Genomic DNA, 18,879 nt, shown 5'->3' with positions numbered 1-18,879 from the left:
CCATGACTATGTGAATCACACATAGCACGGCGAGTTAAAGTCCGTCCATCGCGGACGCGTCCGCAACGGACCCCGCCCCTACCCCCGCGCCGCCTGGCGCGCCCACGAGACGATCGCGCTGCCCGGCATGGCGCCCGACTGGCGGGCGATCTCGCGGCCCTTGCGCAGCAGGATCAGCGTCGGGATCGAGCGGATCGCGTAGCGCCCGGCAATCGCGCTTTCCGCCTCGGTGTCGAGCTTGCCGAGGCGCATTTCCGGCTCCAGCTGCGCGGCGGCGGCGTTGAAGGCCGGGGCCATCTGCAGGCACGGCCCGCACCACGAGGCCCAGAAGTCGACCAGCAGCGGCAGGTCGCTCTTCCCTGCGTGGACGTCGAAGTTGGCCGCCGTCAGCGTGACGGGCGCGGCGGCGAACAGTGGCTTCCGACACTTCCCGCAGGTCCCGCCCGCGCCCAGCCGCCCGGTCGGCACACGGTTGGAGGTCGTGCAGGTCGGGCACACGACGATCACGCTGTCTGGGGTCATGGCATCGTCTCCTTTGCGCCTATCTGGGGACCGGGCGCCGATAGGTGAAGGTCAGACCGCGACTTCCCGCCACTCGCCCGGCGCCAGTCCCTCCAGCGTCCAGTCGCCGATGCGCCAGCGCACGAGGCGCAGCGTCGGGTGGCCGACGGCGGCGGTCATACGCCGGACCTGGCGGTTGCGGCCTTCCTGGATGGTGAGTTCGATCCAGCAGTCGGGCACGCTCTTGCGGAAGCGCACCGGCGGAGTGCGCGGCCAGAGGTCGGGTGCGTCGATACGGGCAGCCTTCGCGCGCAGGGTCGGGCCGTCGTTGAGCACGACGCCGCTGCACAAGGCCGCGATCGCCGCCTCGTCGGGCTCGCCCTCGACCTGCGCGAGGTAGGTCTTGGCGGTCTTGTACTTCGGGTCGGCGATGCGGGACTGCAAGCGCCCGTCGTCGGTCAGCAGCATCAGGCCTTCGCTGTCGCGGTCGAGCCGCCCGGCGGGATAGACGCCCGGCACCTGGATGAAGTCCGACAGCGTCGCGCGCGGGCTGGGCGATTTCACGTCGGTGAACTGGGAGAGTACCTCGAACGGCTTGTTGAAGAGAACCAGTCGCGCCATGATTCAGGCCTTTGCTGCGGGTTTGTCGCCGGCCTTGGCCAGCATCAGGGCGGCGGCGAGCAGCACCATGCCGATCACGTCGGTCACGCTCAGCGTCTCGCCGAAGGCGAGCCAGCCGACCGTCGCGGTGAGCGCCGGCTGCGTCATCAGCGCCAGGCCGATGATCAGCGGGGTGAAGTGCCGCAGCGAATAGATCAGGAAGCCCTGCCCGATGAGCTGGCTGGAAATGGCCAGCGCGACCAGCGGCGTCCAGTTGTGCGGCCAGATCGTCTCGCCCAGCAGGACCGCGACGAGCAGCATGACGGGCGCGCTCGCAGCGGTCGAGACGGCCAGCAGCGAGTATTGCCCCAGCCGCTCGCGCGCGCCGTTGAGCATGATGAGGTAGACGGCATAGAACAGCCCCCCGAGCACGCAGAACAGGTCGCCGACGAGGTTGTCGTGGCTGATTTCCAGCGAGCCGCCCATCAGCAATCCCGCACCGCACAGCGCGGCGAAGATCGCGGCGATCTCCAGCACGCGCGGCGCCCGGTGCGCGACGAAGAGGCCCCACACCATCACGACCAGGCTGCCCGAATTGCCGAACAGCGAGGCGTTGCCCAGCTTGGTGCGCACGATGCCGAAGTGCCAGGCGGCGAGGTCCAGCGCGAAGAACACGCCGGCCCCGATCACCAGCAAGACGAGGCCCGGCGCCATGCGCCGCTGTGCCGCCGGCTCACGCGTGGCGAGCAGCGCCAGCACCGGCAGCGCCAATGTAAGGCGCCAGAACCCGGCGGCGACGGGCCCGGTGTCGGAGAGACGGACGAACCACGCCCCCAGCGCCAGCGCGACGTTGGCGGCGAGCAGCGCCAACAGGTGGCGCGGCGTCCAGTCGTGGCCGGGAGTGGCGGCAGGCGGGGCGGCGGTGGTCGTACTCATCGCCGCCTCGTAGCGGCATGCCCCGCCCGGCGCACCTGCTTATTGGCGGTTGGATTGACGCAGCGCGCTTCTCCCGCCCCGGCACGGCCCCCTCTTTCTTCATCCCCGCGAAGGCGGGGACCCAACTGATGACCGGGCAACACGGCAGCGCATCAGATGGGCTCCCGCCTGCGCGGGAATGACGAAGGTGGGAAGGTTACTCCGGCGTCGCCAGGCTCCCCTCGCCCCGCGTCTTCCACAAAGACCACATCACCCCGCCCGCGATCAGCGCCAGCGTCACGCCAAGGCTCAGGAGCGGCGGGAACTTGGCCCCGCCCATCGCGAAGTCGGCGATCAGGATCTTGCCGCCGATGAACACCAGCACCAGCGCCAGCGCGTACTTCAGGTATTCGAACCGGTGCACCATCGCCGCCAGCGCAAAGTAGAGCGCGCGCAGGCCCAGGATCGCCATGATGTTCGAGGTGTAGACGATGAAGGTATCGGTGGTGATCGAGAAGATCGCCGGCACCGAATCCACCGCGAAGACGAGGTCGGCGAGGTTGATGACCACCAGCGCCAGGAACAGCGGGGTCGCCGCCCAGACCAGCTTGCCTTTGGCGTCAGTCTCACGCACGAAGAAATGTTGCTCGTGATGGGCCTTGGTCACGCGCATGTGGCGCGATATCCAGCGGATTGCAGCGTTGTTGCCAATGTCGGGATCGTGATCGCCGGCAAACAGCATCTTCACGCCGGTGTAGATCAGGAAGGCCGCAAACAGGTACATGACCCAATGCGCGTTGGCGACCAAGGCCGCGCCTCCCGCGATCATCAGACCGCGCAGCACGATCACCGCGAGGATGCCCCAGAGCAGCGCGCGGTACTGGTAGCGGGGCGCGATCGCGAAGAAGCCGAAGATCATCGAGATCACGAACACATTGTCGATCGAGAGCGCCTTCTCGATGAAGTAGCCGGTGTAGTAGTCGATCGCGGGCGCGGAGCCCTTGGCCCACCATATCCACGCGCCGAAGACCATGGCGATGGTGATGTAGAAGACCGAAAGCTTCAGCGATTCGGCGATGCCCATCTCGCGGTCGTCCTTGTGCAGGACGCCGAGGTCGAAGGCGGTGAGCAGCAGCACGACGGCGGCGAAAGCCAGCCAGAACCATGCTGGGGTGCCGAGCCAGTCGGCGAAGAGGAATTCCATGATGTGTCGCCCTAGCCGGGGGAAAACAGATGCGCCGGCGCGCCAGGCAAGAACCTCGGCGCGCAGCCGTCAGGTTATGAAATCAGAACGCGGGGGTGCCGGCCCACTGCCGCGAAGGCAGCAGCGAGGCGAGGCGCGCTCTCAGTTCGAGTTTGCGTTTTCTCAACCAGGCGATCTCGAGCGGATCGACGAAGCGCCGGGTCCTGGCGCTCTGGATCAGGGTGTCGAGCTTCTGGGTGCGCTCGAGCAGTCGGAACATGCGGTCGGTCATTTCAAATCCCTATCGAACTTGAGTTCGGTTCGATCGGATGAGCGCGGGGGAGGTTGCGTGACGAATCAATGCCGAGGCGTAAGGGACGTCTGGAACCTGCACCGGTTTCACCCGATGCGGTCCGACATCACGAGGCGCAAGATGATCCTGCGCCGCGCCAGAGGGGCCCGGCCCGCACGGCCTAGATACGCGCGGTCGGGCTGGATTTCAAGATCGCAGCCAAATCGTCGCTTCCACCGGACCGCCCGGATCACCGTTTTGCGACAACGCACGCCGCGAAGGGAATTGACGACGGGCCGATGAATGATATTAAAGTGATATCACTTTTCGAGAGGGGTTCCGCCGATGTCCGATTCGCATCTGCCCATCAACGCCAGCCGGGAGCACCTGGCCTCCACACGCAGCGGCTATGTCATGCTCGTCGTGTTCCTGGCGCTGCTGGTGGCGATCGTCGCCGCCGTTGTCAGCCTGGCGTCGAGCAGCAACCCCGCGCCCGGCACGATCCTGGCCTTTTTGTGCTTCCTGCTGCCCGCCACCATCGTCCAGGTGCTGATCGCCTCGGGCTTCTACATGATCCAGCCCAACCAGGCCGCCGCCGTGACGCTGTTCGGCAGCTATCGCGGGACCGACCGCACCACCGGACTGCGCTGGGTCTGGCCGTGGATGGGCAAGACCAAGATATTCGTGCGCGCCAACAACGTCGTTTCGGAAAAGCTCAAGGTCAACGACCTGCGCGGCAACCCGATCGAGATCGCCACCCAGGTCGTCTGGCGCGTCTTCGACACCGCGCAGGCGCTCTACGACGTCGATGACTACCGGACCTTCGTGAACGTCCAGATCGAATCTGCGGTCCGCTCGATCGGCGCGCGCTATGCCTACGACGACGTCGAGGATGCCGAGATCACGCTGCGCGGCAGCCACACCCAGGTGAACGCCGAACTGCGCACCGAACTGATCGAGCGTCTGCGGGTGGCCGGCCTGACGGTCGACGAATGCGGCCTTACCCACCTCGCCTACGCGCCCGAGATCGCCGGCGCCATGCTCCGCCGCCAGCAGGCCGAAGCGGTTATCGCCGCGCGGCGCAAGCTGGTGGAGGGCGCCGTCTCGATGGTCGAGATGGCGCTGGCCCAGCTCTCGGAAAAGAACGTGGTCGAACTCGACGACGAGCGCCGCGCATCGATGGTCTCGAACCTCATGGTCGTGCTCTGCGGCGAGCGCGAGGCGCAGCCGGTCATCAACGCCGGCACGCTCTACTCGTAAGGCGCTTATGGCGAGCCCCGGCAAGAAGGCCTTCGCGCTCCGTCTCGATCCGGCGCTGCATGCAGCGCTGGAGCGGACGGCGGCGGCCGACTTCCGCTCGGTCAACGCGCAAGTCGAAGTGCTCCTGCGCGAGGCGCTCGCCCGGCGGGGGGTGAAGCTGGAGACCGGCGAACCTGCACGGCGGGGACGCCCTCCCAAGGAGGATTGATCTATGCTCCACAAGATCACCGAGGAAGGGGCGTGGTTCGCCCCCAAGCGTTACGGATATGGCGCTGGCCTGCCGATCAGGCGGGAGGGGTGGCTGCTGCTCGCAAGCTACGTCGCCGCGCTGGCAGGCATCGCCATGCTCGACCGTACCGGCCATGGCGGCGCCCGGTGGGCGGCCCTCGTCCTGTTCCTGTTCGTGACGGCCCTGTTTACGGTGGTCGCCGCCAGACGCACACGAGGCGGCTGGAAATGGCGCTGGGGCGAGAAGGAATAGCGCGGAGACTGTCCCTGCGCGGGACGCCGCCGAAGCGTTTACCCCTTAGCCGATAATGCGCGCTAACCTGCCAGAATGACCCGGCTTTCCCGACTCGCCTTCGCCTCGGCGGCACTGCTCGCCGCCGTTCCCGCCGCCTCGACGCTGGCCCAGAGCACAGCTCCGGAGGCACCCTATACCGTGGTCGAGAGCGGGCGCACCTTCGCCCGCCTGCAGGACGCGGTCGACGCGATCGGCGAGGGGCGCGGAACCATCCGCTTCGCCTCGATGCGCTTCGCCGACTGCGCGATCCAGGGTTCTGGCGATGTGACCTACCAGGCGGCGGTCCCCGGCCAGTCGGTGCTCGACGGCGTCGCCTGCGAGAACAAGGGCGCTCTGGTCCTGCGCGGCCGCTCGGCCCGGGTCGAAGGCCTCGTCTTCGCCAACATCCGCGTGGACGACAAGAACGGCGCCGGCATCCGGCTCGAACACGGCAACCTCGCGGTGGGCCAGAGCTGGTTCCGCGACAGCGAACAGGGCATCCTTTCGGCCGACGATCCCGCCAGCACGATCACCATCGACAAGTCCACCTTCACCCGGCTCGGCACCTGCGAGGGTTCGGGGTGCGCGCATTCGCTCTACATCGGCAACTACGGCGCCCTGACCGTGACGCGCAGCCGCTTCGAGGCGGGCACCGGCGGCCACTACGCCAAGACCCGCGCCGAGAAGGTCGCCATCCTCAACTGCAGCTTCGACGATTCGCGCGGCCGCTCGACCAACTACATGATCGACCTCGCCGACGGCGCCACCGGCGAAATCTCGGGCAACTGGTTCGTGCAGGGCCGCGACAAGGAGAACTACTCCGCCTTCATCGCGGTCGCCGCCGAACACCGCAACCACACCTCGGGCGGCCTGGTGATCGAGGACAACGACGCCCGCTTCGCGCCGGGCATCGACCGCCGCAGCGCCTTCGTCGCCGACTGGTCGGGCGACGCGGTGAAGCTGGGTGCGAACACTCTGGGCACCGGACTGGTCCGCTACGAAAAGCGCTGAGGACGGAGGGGCGGGGCGCCCTGAGACCGCCAGAACAAGCTCCATCGACACTGATCCGTCTGGCGCGCGGGCTCTGGCTTCCTTCGACCGTGCGCCTTGCGCGAGAGGAGCGTCATCCCCGCCTTCGCGGGGATGACGGCATAAAAGGATTACGGTATGGGCACGGCTCCGGCCAGGTCTGCCCCCCACTCGTCACCATGAGGCGTCACGCGATCGAACCCGCACCCGACGGACCGACAGTCCCTTGCCAGCGCCGCCCCCGATCCCTAGCTCTGCCCTGATGGCTTCCGCCCCCGCCTGGCTTGCGCGCATGCGTATCTGGTCCCTGCTCCTGCTCGCCGCGATCGGCCTGCAGGCGGCGGAGCCCATCCGCGCGCCGCTGGAGCGGATGCCGGGTTCGGCGTTCAGCGCGGCGACGCTCGATGTCGCATTGACCACAATGCGGCGGACGCAGGCCCAGCAGCTCGCACCCGCGCAGCCCTTGCCTGCCCCGCCCGCGGCCATGACGCTTCAGGACGCCGCCGCGGCGCCGCGCTTCGCACTCGCCCAGCCCGCACACCTGCGCCCCGAAGCACGCGGCCCTCCACCGCGCGCGCACCCCGCGCGCCTGCCCGACAGTACCGCACCTCCCATCGCCTGAATTCGGTCCCGACCCCAGGCGCGCCTTTGCGCACCTCGATCATTTCCGTTTTTCAGGACGATTATCCATGGCTAACCAACTCACCGGCACGCTTGACGCCGCTATCGACGGCCGTGCGCAGGCCACGACTCTGCTGGCCCGCTACCCCGACCTTTCCGAAACCGAACTCGGCGTGCTCCAGCACTGGTTCAAGCGCGTAGCAGGACCGCTCGACGTGGGCCTGCTCGCAAGCGATCCCGCGATCGCCGAGCAGTACCGGGCGTATCGCAAGGACCATCACGACCGCTTCTCGGCAAAGGACATCGCCATAGGCGCGCTGTTTGCCGCCATCGCCGCCTGCGTGGTCGGCATCATGATCATGATGGTGCCCTGACCGCGCGGGGCCGGGGCGCAGGCATTTCCCCCCGAACCTCGCCTGCGTCCCGGTTCCCCGCTCAGCCGAGCAGGTGGCCGGTCCGATCCCGCTTGGTGTCGAGATAGCGCGCGTTGTGGGGGTTGGCCGGCAGCTGGTGCGGCACCCTCTCGATCACCTCTACGCCGACGCCCTGCAAGGCCTCGACCTTGGCCGGGTTGTTGGTCATCAGCCGGATGCGCGAAACGCCAAGCAATTCGAGCATCCGCGCCGCGACCGGGAAGTCGCGCGCCTCGGTCGGTAGCCCGAGGCGGTTGTTGGCGTCGACCGTGTCGTAGCCCATGTCCTGCAGCCGGTAGGCGCGCAGCTTGTTGACGAGGCCGATGCCCCGCCCCTCCTGACGCAGGTAGAGCAGCACGCCCCAGCCGCCCTTCCCGGCCTCGTCCGCCATCGCCCGCAGCGCCGCGTCGAGCTGCGGCCCGCAGTCGCACTTGAGGCTGCCGAGGATGTCGCCGGTCAGGCATTCGGAATGGAGCCGCACCAGCGGCGGCCGGTCGCCGTCCTGGGTGCCGATTACGAGCGCGACATGCTCGCGCAGGTCGTCGAGCGCGCGGAAGGCGACGATTTCGGCATTCTCGGCCGCCGCGACCGGCAGGTGGGCGCGGCTGGCGATGCGCAAGTGCCGGGTGTCCTTCCACTCGGCGAGATCGGCGGGCGAGACGTCCTGTATTTCCCCGTCGAGACCCGGAGCGACGAGGAAGGCCGGGAGGATGCCGGCGAGGCGCGCCAGTTCCATAGCCGTGCGCGCGGACGCGAGGTCGTCGATTTGCTGGGCGGCGAACGGCCCCTTCATCGGCCAGGCTAGGTCGAGCGCCGGGTCGCCGACGGTACGCGCGGTGTCGAGGTCGAAGGGCTCGGCCGCGCGGATCAGCACCGGGGCCTCGGGCACCGCGGCCTCGCGCTGGTTGGCAAGCTTGAGGGTCACCGCGCGCGCCGCCGAAATCAGCATCCGCGGCGCAGTCACACCCGGCGCGAAGGCGGTTTCCGCCGGCAGCAGCACGTCGCCGCCCGCGACGCGCACCGGCCAGCCGTGGCGCAGCGCGTCGAGCGCCAGCGCCACGCGGCGGGCGCCGGACGAGGGAAGCCCCGTGCTCAGAGATCGAACTCCGTGATCAGCGGGATGTGGTCGCTCGGCTGTTCCCAGCGCCGCGTTTCCTCGACGAAGTGGTGCCCGCGCGCCTGTGCGGACAGCTCGGGCGAGGCCCACATGTGGTCGAGGCGGCGGCCCTGATCCTTCTCGCGCCAGTAGCTGCGGTAGGACCACCAGGAGTAGTTGCGCTCGGGCGCCGGGATGAACTTGCGGCCCATGTCCTCCCACCCGTGCGCGTCCTGGAAGCGCTTCAGCGTCTCGACCTCGAGCGGGGTGTGGCTGACGACCTTGAGCAGCGCCTTGTGGTTGTAGACGTCCGATTCGAGCGGGGCGATGTTGAAGTCGCCCACGATAAGCGTCGGGCGGTCGATCTGGTCAGCCCAGCGGGTCATGCGTTCGAGGAAGTCCAGCTTCTGGCCGAACTTGGGGTTCACTTCGCGATCGGCCACGTCGCCGCCGGCGGGGATGTAGACGTTCTCGAGGATCATGCCCTGCCCCGGGCCCAGCAGCTCGACGCCGATGTGGCGGGCCTCGCCGTTGTCCTGCCAGTCGTGCTTCGAGAAGTCGCGGAACGGCACCTTCGAGACGGTGGCGACGCCGTGGTAGCCCTTCTGGCCGTGGATGGCGCGGTGGGTGTAGCCCAGCCGCTCGAACATCTCGTGCGGGAAGAGGGGTTCGGCGACCTTGATCTCCTGCAGGCACAGCACGTCGGGCGCCTGCTCGGTCAGGAGGCGCTCGACCTGATCGATGCGCAGGCGGACAGAGTTGATGTTCCAGGTGGCGATCTTCATGCGCGAGGCTTTAGGCATGGGCGGGGCGAAATGCCAGAGGGCGGGGACCTGCCGTCTCGCGTAAACCAAGGGTGCCCCTCCACCATCCTGCGGATGGTCCCCCTCCCCGAGCAAGCTCGGGGAGGAACCGCGAGCGACGTTTTGGATGGTCGGATTTTGCCTCAGCCCGGGATGGGGCAAAAGCCGGCCATCCAAACAGAAAACCCTCGAGCCGGGGGCAGAGGCTCGAGGGTTCCTGTAAGCGTTCGTCACGCTAGAGTATCAAAGCGGCCACTCAGGAGGCGCGGGCAACAGGGGGGAAACCCGCCTCAAAGCCGCTCTGACAAGTTCAATGTAGGTGCGATCGCCTTGCTGGCAAGTGAACGAAGTTCAGAAAACTGTCGCCGTTTGTCGCTTGGCAGGCACAACCCCCGACGAGTCGTTCCGCGCCATCGACGATCTCATCAGCGGCGGTTTTTGGGGCGCGGATCGTTCCAGCGGAAATCGTTGTCGGTGACGGGCACGCCGTAGCGCTGGTTGGACAGCGCGATGGTGGTGCGCTTGTTCTGCGAATCGAGCGCGACCCAGTAGGTCAGCTCCAGTCCGCCCGGCGCCGAGGGCTTGCGCTGGAAGATCAGGGTGATCACGCCGTACTCGGGATGCGAGCGGTCGCGGACCTCGATGCTGGTGACGTTCGGGTTGCCGGTCTGCAGAACCTTGCCGTACTTGGCCACGTCGCGCTTCGGGTCCAGCACCGCGCCGAGCGGGCTGTTGCTGATCGGCCAGCGCTGCACCTGGCGCACGCTGTAGTCGATGAACGTCAGCGCCTTGCCGTCGCCGACGATGAGCATGTTGGCGCTCTTTTCGTACTGGAAACGGATGCGGCCCGGGCGCTTGAGCGTCAGGACGCCGCGCACGGACTGGCCGGAGCGGTCGGTCTGGACGAAGTCCGCCTTCAGCGTGTCGATGGCGCGCAGCGCCTCGACGGCCTGGTCCAGCTGCTTCGCGTCCTCGGGGGATGCGGCAAGCGCGGGAGCGGCCGGAAGGAGGGCAGGAACGGAAAGCGCGGCCAAAGCGGCCGCGCCCACGCAGGATCGAAAGGTCTTGATGGTACGGTTCATGGCATCCCCATTGGGTTCACAGCCTTGAACCGACCGTGAACCTTACTTGATCTTGGCTTCCTTGAACTCGACGTGCTTGCGCACGACGGGATCGTACTTGGAGAAGCTCATCTTCTCGGTGGTGTTCCGCGGGTTCTTCTTCGTGACGTAGAAAAATCCGGTGTCGGCGGTCGAGACCAGACGGATCTTGACGGTTGCGGGCTTCGCCATGGCGGTTCCTGTACTCTCTAAGTTTCAGCCGCCCTGGCAGGCCGGCGTTTCGACAATACCACGAGGGCGACACCAACGCGCCGCCCCGTAAGGTTGCGCCCCTTGCTGGATATGCCCTCCGAAGTCAAGCCGCCGAGGCCGGTTCAGGGCAGCGGAAACGGCTTGATCGGCTCAAGAACGCCGAATTTCTCGCGCCTGGGCTTGGCCTCGAGCGGCGGCAGGACGAGTTCCGGGGCATCCTGCTCGGTGTCGGGTAGGCGGTCGAGCAGGTCGCGAATCAGGGTGAGTCGGCCGCGCTTCTGATCGTTGAAGTCGACCAGCGTCCACGGTGCGTGGGCGGTGTGGGTCGCCTCCAGCATGGCCTCGCGCGCCAGCGTATAGGCGTCGTACTTCTCGCGCGCGGCGATATCGATGGGCGAGAGCTTCCAGCGCTTGAGCGGGTCCGCGGCGCGTTCGGCGAGTCGTTCCTCCTGCTTCTCCTGATCGCAGGAGAGCCAGTACTTGAACAGCAGGATGCCATCGTCGACCAGCGCCTTCTCGAACAGCGGGGCGTGGTGGAGGAAGGCCTCGACCTGCGCCTGATCGGCGTAGCCCATGACTCGCTCCACCCCGGCCCGGTTGTACCACGAGCGGTCGAACAGCACGATCTCGCCCCGGGCCGGCAGATGCGGCACGTAGCGCTGGAAGTACCACTGCCCGCCCTCGCGCTCGCTCGGCGCGGCGAGCGCGACGACGTGGCACTGGCGCGGGTTGAGTTCGCCCGAGACGGCCTTGATCGCACCGCCCTTGCCGGCGGTGTCGCGCCCCTCGAACAGCACGACAATCCGCGCGCCGGTCTTCTGCGCCCAGCGCGCCATGCCGACGAGTTCCTCCTGCATCGGCTCGAGGAGCTTGTCGTAGTCCTTGCGATGCAGCCTGCTCACCGGTTCAACCCCGCGCCAGCAGCACCAGGGCAAGGATGCCGACGACGATGCGATACCAGGCGAAGGGCGCGAAGCCCGACTTGCTGACGAAGGCCATGAACGCCTTGATCACCACCAGCGCCACCACGAAGGAGACGAAGAAGCCGATGGCGATCTCGTTCCAGCCGACCACGCCGGTGCCCGCCATCAGGCCGTCGCCGTGCTTGATGAGTTCGAGCGTCGTGGCGCCGATCATCGTCGGCACGGCTAGGAAGAAGCTGAATTCGGCCGCGGTGCGCCGCTCGATGCCCATCGCCAGCGCGCCCATGATCGTCGCGCCCGAGCGGCTGACGCCCGGCACCATCGCCAGGCACTGCGCGAAGCCGACGCCGATGCACTGCTTCGCGGGCAGTTCCGCGACGCCGGTGAGCGGGCCGGGCTTGGCGACCTTCTCGATGCCGAGGATGGCGATGCCGCCGACGATCAGCGCCCAGGCGACCACCGAGGGCTGGCCGAGCAGCCCTTCGATCCAGTCGTTGAGCAGCAGGCCCAGCACCGCCGACGGGATGAATGCCAGCAGCACGTTGCGCACGAAGCGGATCGAGGTGGGATTGAGCTTCAGCAGCCCCATGCCCACCGCCCAGAACGTGCGCCAGAACTGCACGATCACCGCCAGGATCGCTCCGAGCTGGATGACGATGTTGAATGTCGACCATTGCGACGGGTCGAACCCGAACAGCTCGGTGGCCAGAATGAGGTGCCCGGTCGAGGAGACCGGCAGAAACTCGGTGAGGCCCTCGACAATGCCGAGGAGGATCGCGGTGAAGGTCAGGTCCATGAGACCGAGGTCATGCCGGACGGGCCGGGCAAGTCAAGCCGGTGGATGCTGCGCTGCGGGAATTTGACGCCAAGTTCCTCCCCGAGCTCGTCTCGGGGAGGAACGCAAGCTCACCAGATCCGCAGGCGATCCTTCGGCGCCAGATACAGCTTCTCGCCGGGCTTCACATCGAACGCCTTGTACCATTCGTCGAAGTTCCGGACGATACCGTTGATGCGGTACTGCGGCGGCGAGTGCGGGTCGATCACGAGGTACTGGCGCGCCTGCGCCTCGCGGACCTTCGAGCGCCAGACCTGCGCCCAGCCCATGAAGAAGCGCTGGTCGCCGGTGAAGCCGTCGATCACCGGGGATTCCTTGCCGTTCAGAGAGAGCTTGTAGGCGCGGTAGGCGAGGCTGAGACCGCCTAGGTCGCCGATGTTCTCGCCCATGGTCAGGCGGCCGTTGACGCAGGTCTTGCCCGCGTCAAACGGGCAGAGCGCGTCGTACTGCGCGGCGAGCGTGTCCTGCATCTTCTCGAACGCGGCCTTATCGGCGGGCGTCCACCAGTCGCGCAGGTTGCCGGTGCCATCGGACTTGGCGCCCTGGTCGTCGAAGCCGTGGCCCATCTCGTGGCCGATCACCGCGCCGATGCCGCCGTAGTTGACCGCCGGGTCGGCCGAGAGGTTGAAAAACGGCGGCTGCAGGATCGCGGCGGGGAAGACGATCTCGTTGAAGGTCGGGTTGTAGTAGGCGTTGACCGTCTCGGGCAGCATCCCCCACTCGGCGCGGTCCACCGGCTGGCCGATGCGGTTCATGTCGAAGGCCGACTGCCAGGCCCCGGCGGCGATGACGTTGCCGAGCGGCGCCGTCGCCGAGAACGTCAACCCGTCGTAAGTCTTGAAGGTGTCGGGCGCGCCGATCTTGGGCGTGAAGGCGTCGAGCTTGGCCTCGGCCTCGACGCGGGTCGCCGGGCTCATCCAGGCGAGTTCCTTGAGGTTGGACGCCATCGCCTTGCGCAGGTTGGCGACGAGGTCGGTCATCGCCGCCTTCTGCTCGGGCGGGAAGTACTTTCCGGCGTAGATCTTGCCGACCAGTTCACCGGCCATGCCCTCGACCGCGGCGATGCCGCGCTTCCAGCGGGCGCGCTGTTCGGGCTGGCCGGAGAGGGTCTGGCCGTAGAACGCGAAGGTCGCCTGATCGATGTCGGAGGGCAGGACTGCAGCATTGTCCTTGAGGAAGTGCGCGGCCATCCACGCCTGCCAGGTGGCGACGGGGACGGTGTCGATCAGCTTGACGACTTCGGGCATGCCGGGGCCGAACAGCGTCTGCGCCTTGGCCGCGTCGATGCGGGCGGTCTTCAACTCCTCCTCCGAAGGGGGCATCTCGCCGACCAGCACGTAGCTGGCCTTGCCCGCGCCGACCGAGTCGATGAAGGCGCGCACCACGCCGGGCGAGCCCATCGCTTCGAACTCGGCGGCGGTCAGCCGGTTGTAGGTGAGGTCGCGGTTGCGGGCACCCGCGCGGTCCCAGTCGGATTGGGCGATCCAGGTCTCCAGCGAGAGCACGGCGCGGGCGGCGCCCTCGGGGTCCGCGTATCCCGCCTTGCCGAGAACGAAGGCCAGGTAGGCCTTGTACTTCTCGCGGATATCGCGCGAACGCTCGTCGGTCTTCAGGTAATAGTCGCGGTCGGGCAGGCCCAGGCCAGTGATATTGGCATTGAGCGCGTAAGTGTCGCTCTTCTTCTCGTCGGCATCGACGTAGAGGCCGATCGGCGAGGCGAAGCCGGGCTGCCCGAACAGGCGGGCAAGGTCGGCCGGGGTCTTCGCGGCATAGATCTTGTCGAGGTATGGGCGCGCGGGGGCGAGGCCGGCCGCGTTGATCGCATCGGTATCCATGAACGCCTTGTACGCGGCGGCGATCCGCGCGCCGTCGCTGCCCGGGGCAGGGCTGGAGGCGACGAGTTCGTCCATGATCGCGTGGACGCGCGTTTCGGACAGGTCGTTCAGCTCAAGGAACGAGCCCCACCGGGTGCGGTCGGCGGGGAGTTCGACGGTCTTGTTCCACGTCCCGTTGACGTAGGCGTCGAAGTCGTCGCCCGGCTTGACCGAGGGGTCGATCCACTGCGTCTGGACGCCAAACTTGCCCCAGTCAGAGGAAGGCGCGAGCGAGGGCGCCGCGGCGACCGGGGCAGCGTCCTGCGCCAGCGCGGGCGCGGCGAGGCTCAGGGCGAGAAGGGAAACAGCGGCGCGCGATGCGAGCGCCTTGCCGGAGAAGCGGGGCATGTCCTGACCTTTTTGATGAGTGTGCGACAGGCATTTCTGCGGGGATCGAATGCCCCCTGATGACGCGCAACATAATTGCAACATCGCGCAATGCCAGCCGAAAATGGCCCGGATCGGGGGGTGCCGGTGCGTCGGCGCAAAGTCCCTCAGCCCAGCGGGATGACCGGCGGACTGTCGAACTGCAGCGAGGCGAGCCGCGCATAGAGCCCCCCGGCCCGGCTCAGGCTGTCGTGGGTGCCCTGCTCGACGATCCGGCCGCCGTCCATGACGACGATGCGGTCGGCCTGGCGCACGGTGGCGAGGCGGTGGGCGATGACCAGCGTGGTGCGGTCGGCCATGAGGTGGTCGAGCGCGTCCTGGACCAGCCGCTCGCTCTCGGCGTCGAGCGCGCTGGTCGCTTCGTCGAGCAGCAGGATCGGGGCGTTGCGCAGCAGGGCGCGGGCGATGGCGATGCGCTGGCGCTGGCCGCCCGACAGGCGCCCGCCGTCTTCGCCGAGGAAGGTGTCGAGGCCCTGCGGCAGTGCGCGCAGGAACATCTCGGCATTGGCGGCGCGCGCCGCTTCCCAGATCGCCTCGTCGTCCGCCTGCCAGTTGCCGTAGCGCAAGTTGTCGCGGGCGGAGGCGGCGAACAGCACGCCCTCCTGCGGCACCAGCGCGATGCGCGCCCGGACCTGCGCCGGGTCGGCCGAGGCGAGCGGGACGCCGTCGATCTTGATGGCGCCGCCCTGCGGATCGTAGAACCGCTCGGCCAGCTGGAACAGCGTCGACTTGCCCGCGCCCGAAGGGCCGACGATGGCGACCGTCTCGCCCGGCTCGATGGTCAGGCTGAAATCGTGCAGCGCCGGCAGTTCGGGGCGAGAGGGGTAGCGGAAGGTCACGCGCTCGAACGCCAGCTTGCCGCGCGGCGGCGCGGGCAGGTCGAGCGCGCGGGCCGGGGCGGCGATGGCGGGATGCTCGTCGAGCAGTTCGGCAAGGCGGCTGGCCGCGCCCGCGCCGCGCACGAGATCACCATAGACCTCGGTCAGCGATCCAAACGCGCCCGCGACGATGCCGGCGGTGACCACGAAGGCGGCGATCGTGCCGCCGGTGATGGTCCCTTCCGCGACGCCGATCGCGCCGCGCCACATGATGACGGTGATCGAGCCGAAGATCAGGAACATGATGACCGCGGTCATGATCGCGCGGATGGTGATGCGGCGCTTGCCGGTGTCGAACGTGCGCTCGACCGCGGCGGCGAAGCGCTGGTGCTCGCGGCCTTCCTGGTTGAACGCCTGGACGACCTTGAGCGCGCCGAGCACTTCGGCGGTCAGCGCGCCGATGTCGGCGACGCGGTCCTGGCTCGACCGCGAGACGGCGCGCAGGCGGCGGCCGAAGGCGGCGATCGGCAGGATCACCAGCGGGATCGCGATGATGAGCCCCGCCGTCAGCCCCGGGGCCAGCATGAAGAGGTAGATTACTCCGCCGATCGCCATGATCGCATTGCGCAGCGCGACGGAAACGGTGGTGCCGACGATCTGCTCGATGATCCCGGTGTCCGAGGTCATGCGGGAGGAGATTTCCTTGGGGCTGTTCTCCTCGAAGAAGCCCGGCGCCAGCGTCAGCAGGTGGCGCTGGACCCTGAGGCGGATGTCGGCGACGACGCGCTCGCCCAGCCACGACACCGAATAGAAGCGGATCGCGGTCGCGACGGCGAGAATCACCACTACGCCCAGCAGCATCACGAACCACCAGCGGATCGCATGCGGATCGGCGCCTTTCGCGAAGCCCTGGTCGATGATCTGGCGGAAGCCGAAGGGGATCGCCAGCGTCGAGGTGGCGGTGGTCAGCAGTGCCAGCCCGGCCGTGGCCATCCACCCCGGATACTTGAGCATCTCGCGCCAGACCATGCGCAAGGGCCCCAGGCTCCTGCGGCGTGCGGCCGGTTCGTCTGGAGTGCCTTGCGGCGCTGTCGAATTGCCCTGCGTCCCATCCATCAGCGCGCCCTTACAGCCTCGCGAGGCCGAGGAAAAGGCCCGGCGATTCGGGACGAGACGGTCTGCACATGCGAACAGTACCTATCGGATTTCGTAATTGCCGCGTTGCACCATTAACGCCTAGTGCCCAGATCAGGGGCTATACGCCCGGACAGGGCCGGCCTCGGCCAGGAGACTCGACTTGCTTTACAACGCCTACGAACTGCAGCGCACCATGCTCAGCGGCGCCGCCGCCTGGGCTTCGGTCGGCTCGGAACTGCTGAGCAACCCCAAGCTTCCCATGGGCTATTTCGGCCTCGGCCCGATCATGGCCTCCGCGCTCGACGTGTTCGCGCACGCCGCCTCGCCGCGCGGCAAGCCCTCGTTCGGCATCGAGACCGTGACCGTGGGCGGCAGGGTCCAGCCCGTCACCGAATCGATCGTGCTCCACCGCCCCTTCGGCGACCTGCTGCGGTTCGATCATCCCGGCCTTCCCAAGAACGCGCCCAGGCTGCTGATCGTGGCGCCGATGAGCGGTCACTACGCGACACTCCTGCGCGGCACCGTCGCCCGCATGGTCGAGAGCTGCGAGGTCTACATCACCGACTGGGCGGATGCGAAGCTGGTCCCGGCCAGCGAGGGCCGTTTCGACCTCGACGACTATATCGACTACCTCGTCGGCTTCCTCGAGCACATCGGACCCGGCACACATGTGCTGGCGGTCTGCCAGCCCTCGGTCCCGGCCTATGCCGCCACCGCGATCATGGGCGCCAAGGACCATCCCTGCCGCCCCGCCACGCTGACCATGATGGGCGGGCCGATCGACACCCGCGAGGCGCCGACGAGCGTCAACGACGTCGCCACCCAGCAGCCGCTTTCGTGGTTCGCGGGCAACGTCATCGCCACCGTCCCGCACACCTATCCAGGCGCCGGGCGGCAGGTCTATCCGGGCTTCCTGCAACTCTCCGGCTTCATGGCGATGAACCTCAAGGCGCACATGATGAGTCACTACGCCATGTTCAAGCACCTGGTCGCCGGCGATGGCGACAGCGCGGACGCCACCAAGGCGTTCTACGACGAATACCGCGCGGTCTGTGACATGACCTCCGAATTCTACCTCCAGACCATCGAGCACGTCTTCCAGAAGCACTCGCTGCCCAAGGGCGAGTTCGTCCACCGCGGCGAGGTCATCGACCTCTCCGGCATCCGCGAGACCGCGCTGCTGGCGATCGAGGGCGAGCGTGACGACATCTCGGGCATCGGACAGACCCGCGCCGCACTGCACCTCGCCAGCCACCTGCCCGACAGCCGCAAGAAGTACTTCCTCGCCGAGGAAGTGGGCCACTACGGCATCTTCAACGGCAGCAAGTGGCGCACCCGAATCGCGCCGGTGCTGGAAGACTGGATCGCCCAGCACAGCCGCAAGCCGCTGAAGGTGGTCGCCTGAGGCACTGAGTCGTCGAAACGCGGCTCCTTTCACTCGTCGCCCCCGCGAAGGCGGGGCCCCGCTACCTGTGATGCAAGGTGAGGGCAGCGGGATCCCCGCTTTCGCGGGGATGACGAGATGGCTTGGTCCGTTGCCTTGCGCTCCGCAGGTCGTTCGATGACGGCCCCGACACCCTTCATGCGTCCAGCCGCTCCGCGCCTGCGCCGACGCGGACGACGAGACGGTAGATCGCCACGATCGATTGTGTTATAAGTGCAACTATGGATCGGGCGCATTCTCGACGCAAAGTACTCAAAGGCGGTTTGGTAGCGGGGCTCGGCCTCGCCCTGCCCTCGCGCGCGTTCGCAGCGGACGATGTCGCCGAGACCGGCGAGGCCACGACGCTTTCGAGCACCTTCCCCACCGGCATCTCCGCCACCCCGGCAATGGCCGACGGGCTCATCCCCTACCAGCGCCGCGTTCTCGAGGTCGCCGCGCGCCAGTCGCAGCGGGTGCGCGGGCAGCTTTGGCGCGCCGATGTGGTCGGCATCGTCGACTTCGCGCAGCCCTCGTCGCTGCCGCGCCTGCATTTCGCCAATCTCGAGAACGGCACCGTGCGCTCTTTTCTCGTCGCCCACGGACGCGGCTCGGACCCGGCGCACAGCGGCTGGCTGCAGAGCTTCTCCAACGTCCCCGGCTCCGAGGCCACCTCGCGCGGGGCCTACCTCACCGCCGAGTGGTACAAGGGCAAGTACGGCACCTCGATCCGCCTGGTCGGGCTGGACCAGGACAATTCGATGGCGCTCCCCCGCGCGATCGTCATGCACCCGGCCTGGTACGTCGACCCGACCATGGTGGAAAAGTGGGGCAAGCTCGGCCGCAGCGAAGGCTGCTTCGCGATGAGCAACGCCGACTTCAACGAAGCTCTCTGGCACCTCTCGGGCGGGCGCCTGCTGTTCGCCGACCGCATCGGCCAGGGCTGACACGCATCCC

At 67.7% G+C, this 18,879-nt stretch carries 21 protein-coding genes; 8 read left to right on the top strand and 13 right to left on the bottom strand.

Annotated elements, in window-relative coordinates:
• Nucleotides 1-78 precede the first annotated feature (78 nt).
• The 5 genes from trxC to AC07M9_RS01700 form a co-directional block, all read right to left on the bottom strand.
• Nucleotides 79-522 carry a thioredoxin TrxC gene (gene trxC, locus AC07M9_RS01720; RefSeq protein WP_494880811.1) on the bottom strand — a complete coding sequence of 148 codons (444 nt, stop codon included), beginning with the start codon at nucleotides 520-522 and terminating at the stop codon, nucleotides 79-81.
• Nucleotides 523-573: 51 nt separating this feature from the next.
• Nucleotides 574-1,122: a pseudouridine synthase gene (locus tag AC07M9_RS01715; protein ID WP_494880809.1), complete on the bottom strand. Its 549-nt coding sequence runs from the start codon at nucleotides 1,120-1,122 to the stop codon at nucleotides 574-576.
• A gap of 3 nt (nucleotides 1,123-1,125) precedes the next feature.
• Nucleotides 1,126-2,037, bottom strand: coding sequence for a DMT family transporter (locus AC07M9_RS01710; RefSeq protein WP_494880808.1), 912 nt, complete (start codon nucleotides 2,035-2,037; stop codon nucleotides 1,126-1,128).
• Between the two features lie 196 nt (nucleotides 2,038-2,233).
• Complete coding sequence (locus AC07M9_RS01705) at nucleotides 2,234-3,220, bottom strand: TerC family protein (RefSeq protein WP_494880807.1); 987 nt, start codon at nucleotides 3,218-3,220, stop codon at nucleotides 2,234-2,236.
• An 82-nt stretch (nucleotides 3,221-3,302) separates the two neighbouring features.
• Entirely contained in the window at nucleotides 3,303-3,491 is a 189-nt protein-coding gene (locus AC07M9_RS01700) for a DUF465 domain-containing protein (protein ID WP_494880805.1), read from the bottom strand.
• Between the two features lie 345 nt (nucleotides 3,492-3,836).
• On the opposite strand from AC07M9_RS01700, the gene AC07M9_RS01695 reads away from it, so the two are divergent.
• The 6 genes from AC07M9_RS01695 (at nucleotide 3,837) to AC07M9_RS01670 (ending at nucleotide 7,277) form a co-directional block, all read left to right on the top strand.
• Nucleotides 3,837-4,751, top strand: coding sequence for an SPFH domain-containing protein (locus AC07M9_RS01695; RefSeq protein WP_494880803.1), 915 nt, complete (start codon nucleotides 3,837-3,839; stop codon nucleotides 4,749-4,751).
• 7 nt (nucleotides 4,752-4,758) lie between these two features.
• Complete coding sequence (locus AC07M9_RS01690; RefSeq protein WP_494880801.1) at nucleotides 4,759-4,959, top strand: type II toxin-antitoxin system antitoxin; 201 nt, start codon at nucleotides 4,759-4,761, stop codon at nucleotides 4,957-4,959.
• 3 nt (nucleotides 4,960-4,962) lie between these two features.
• Nucleotides 4,963-5,232 (top strand): hypothetical protein, encoded by a 270-nt coding sequence (locus AC07M9_RS01685; RefSeq protein WP_494880799.1) that lies wholly within the window; start codon nucleotides 4,963-4,965, stop codon nucleotides 5,230-5,232.
• A 75-nt stretch (nucleotides 5,233-5,307) separates the two neighbouring features.
• The gene (locus AC07M9_RS01680; RefSeq protein ID WP_494880798.1) at nucleotides 5,308-6,264 is read left to right on the top strand and encodes a right-handed parallel beta-helix repeat-containing protein; all 957 of its coding nucleotides are present in this window, start codon (nucleotides 5,308-5,310) and stop codon (nucleotides 6,262-6,264) included.
• Between the two features lie 310 nt (nucleotides 6,265-6,574).
• Nucleotides 6,575-6,904, top strand: coding sequence for a hypothetical protein (locus AC07M9_RS01675; protein WP_494880796.1), 330 nt, complete (start codon nucleotides 6,575-6,577; stop codon nucleotides 6,902-6,904).
• A gap of 67 nt (nucleotides 6,905-6,971) precedes the next feature.
• The gene (locus AC07M9_RS01670; protein ID WP_494880795.1) at nucleotides 6,972-7,277 is read left to right on the top strand and encodes a hypothetical protein; all 306 of its coding nucleotides are present in this window, start codon (nucleotides 6,972-6,974) and stop codon (nucleotides 7,275-7,277) included.
• 61 nt (nucleotides 7,278-7,338) lie between these two features.
• Here AC07M9_RS01670 and ribA read toward each other — a convergent pair whose 3' ends face one another.
• From ribA to AC07M9_RS01630, 8 genes are all read right to left on the bottom strand, one after another.
• Entirely contained in the window at nucleotides 7,339-8,376 is a 1,038-nt protein-coding gene (ribA, locus tag AC07M9_RS01665; RefSeq protein ID WP_494880793.1) for a GTP cyclohydrolase II, read from the bottom strand.
• 32 nt (nucleotides 8,377-8,408) lie between these two features.
• Nucleotides 8,409-9,197: an exodeoxyribonuclease III gene (xth, locus tag AC07M9_RS01660; RefSeq protein ID WP_494880792.1), complete on the bottom strand. Its 789-nt coding sequence runs from the start codon at nucleotides 9,195-9,197 to the stop codon at nucleotides 8,409-8,411.
• Between the two features lie 443 nt (nucleotides 9,198-9,640).
• Nucleotides 9,641-10,297 (bottom strand): LolA family protein, encoded by a 657-nt coding sequence (locus tag AC07M9_RS01655; RefSeq protein ID WP_494880791.1) that lies wholly within the window; start codon nucleotides 10,295-10,297, stop codon nucleotides 9,641-9,643.
• 42 nt (nucleotides 10,298-10,339) lie between these two features.
• The gene (gene rpmG / locus AC07M9_RS01650; protein WP_007688317.1) at nucleotides 10,340-10,507 is read right to left on the bottom strand and encodes a 50S ribosomal protein L33; all 168 of its coding nucleotides are present in this window, start codon (nucleotides 10,505-10,507) and stop codon (nucleotides 10,340-10,342) included.
• Between the two features lie 143 nt (nucleotides 10,508-10,650).
• Complete coding sequence (gene ppk2 / locus AC07M9_RS01645; protein WP_494880790.1) at nucleotides 10,651-11,430, bottom strand: polyphosphate kinase 2; 780 nt, start codon at nucleotides 11,428-11,430, stop codon at nucleotides 10,651-10,653.
• 4 nt (nucleotides 11,431-11,434) lie between these two features.
• Nucleotides 11,435-12,247: an undecaprenyl-diphosphate phosphatase gene (locus AC07M9_RS01640; protein WP_494880789.1), complete on the bottom strand. Its 813-nt coding sequence runs from the start codon at nucleotides 12,245-12,247 to the stop codon at nucleotides 11,435-11,437.
• Nucleotides 12,248-12,357: 110 nt separating this feature from the next.
• Nucleotides 12,358-14,508, bottom strand: coding sequence for a M13 family metallopeptidase (locus AC07M9_RS01635; RefSeq protein WP_494880787.1), 2,151 nt, complete (start codon nucleotides 14,506-14,508; stop codon nucleotides 12,358-12,360).
• A gap of 146 nt (nucleotides 14,509-14,654) precedes the next feature.
• On the bottom strand, nucleotides 14,655-16,481 hold the full coding sequence (locus tag AC07M9_RS01630) for an ABC transporter transmembrane domain-containing protein (protein ID WP_494880785.1): 1,827 nt from the start codon (nucleotides 16,479-16,481) through the stop codon (nucleotides 14,655-14,657).
• Between the two features lie 181 nt (nucleotides 16,482-16,662).
• On the opposite strand from AC07M9_RS01630, the gene AC07M9_RS01625 reads away from it, so the two are divergent.
• Nucleotides 16,663-17,907, top strand: coding sequence for a polyhydroxyalkanoate depolymerase (locus AC07M9_RS01625; protein WP_494880783.1), 1,245 nt, complete (start codon nucleotides 16,663-16,665; stop codon nucleotides 17,905-17,907).
• Nucleotides 17,908-18,209: 302 nt separating this feature from the next.
• Entirely contained in the window at nucleotides 18,210-18,869 is a 660-nt protein-coding gene (locus AC07M9_RS01620) for a murein L,D-transpeptidase catalytic domain family protein (RefSeq protein WP_494880781.1), read from the top strand.
• The last annotated feature ends 10 nt before the right edge of the window (nucleotides 18,870-18,879 follow it).

It is taken from the genome of Novosphingobium sp. GW821-FHT09E05 (assembly GCF_059416165.1).
Note: the sequence above shows the minus strand (reverse complement) of the source record. Positions and strands in the feature narration are given on the sequence as shown.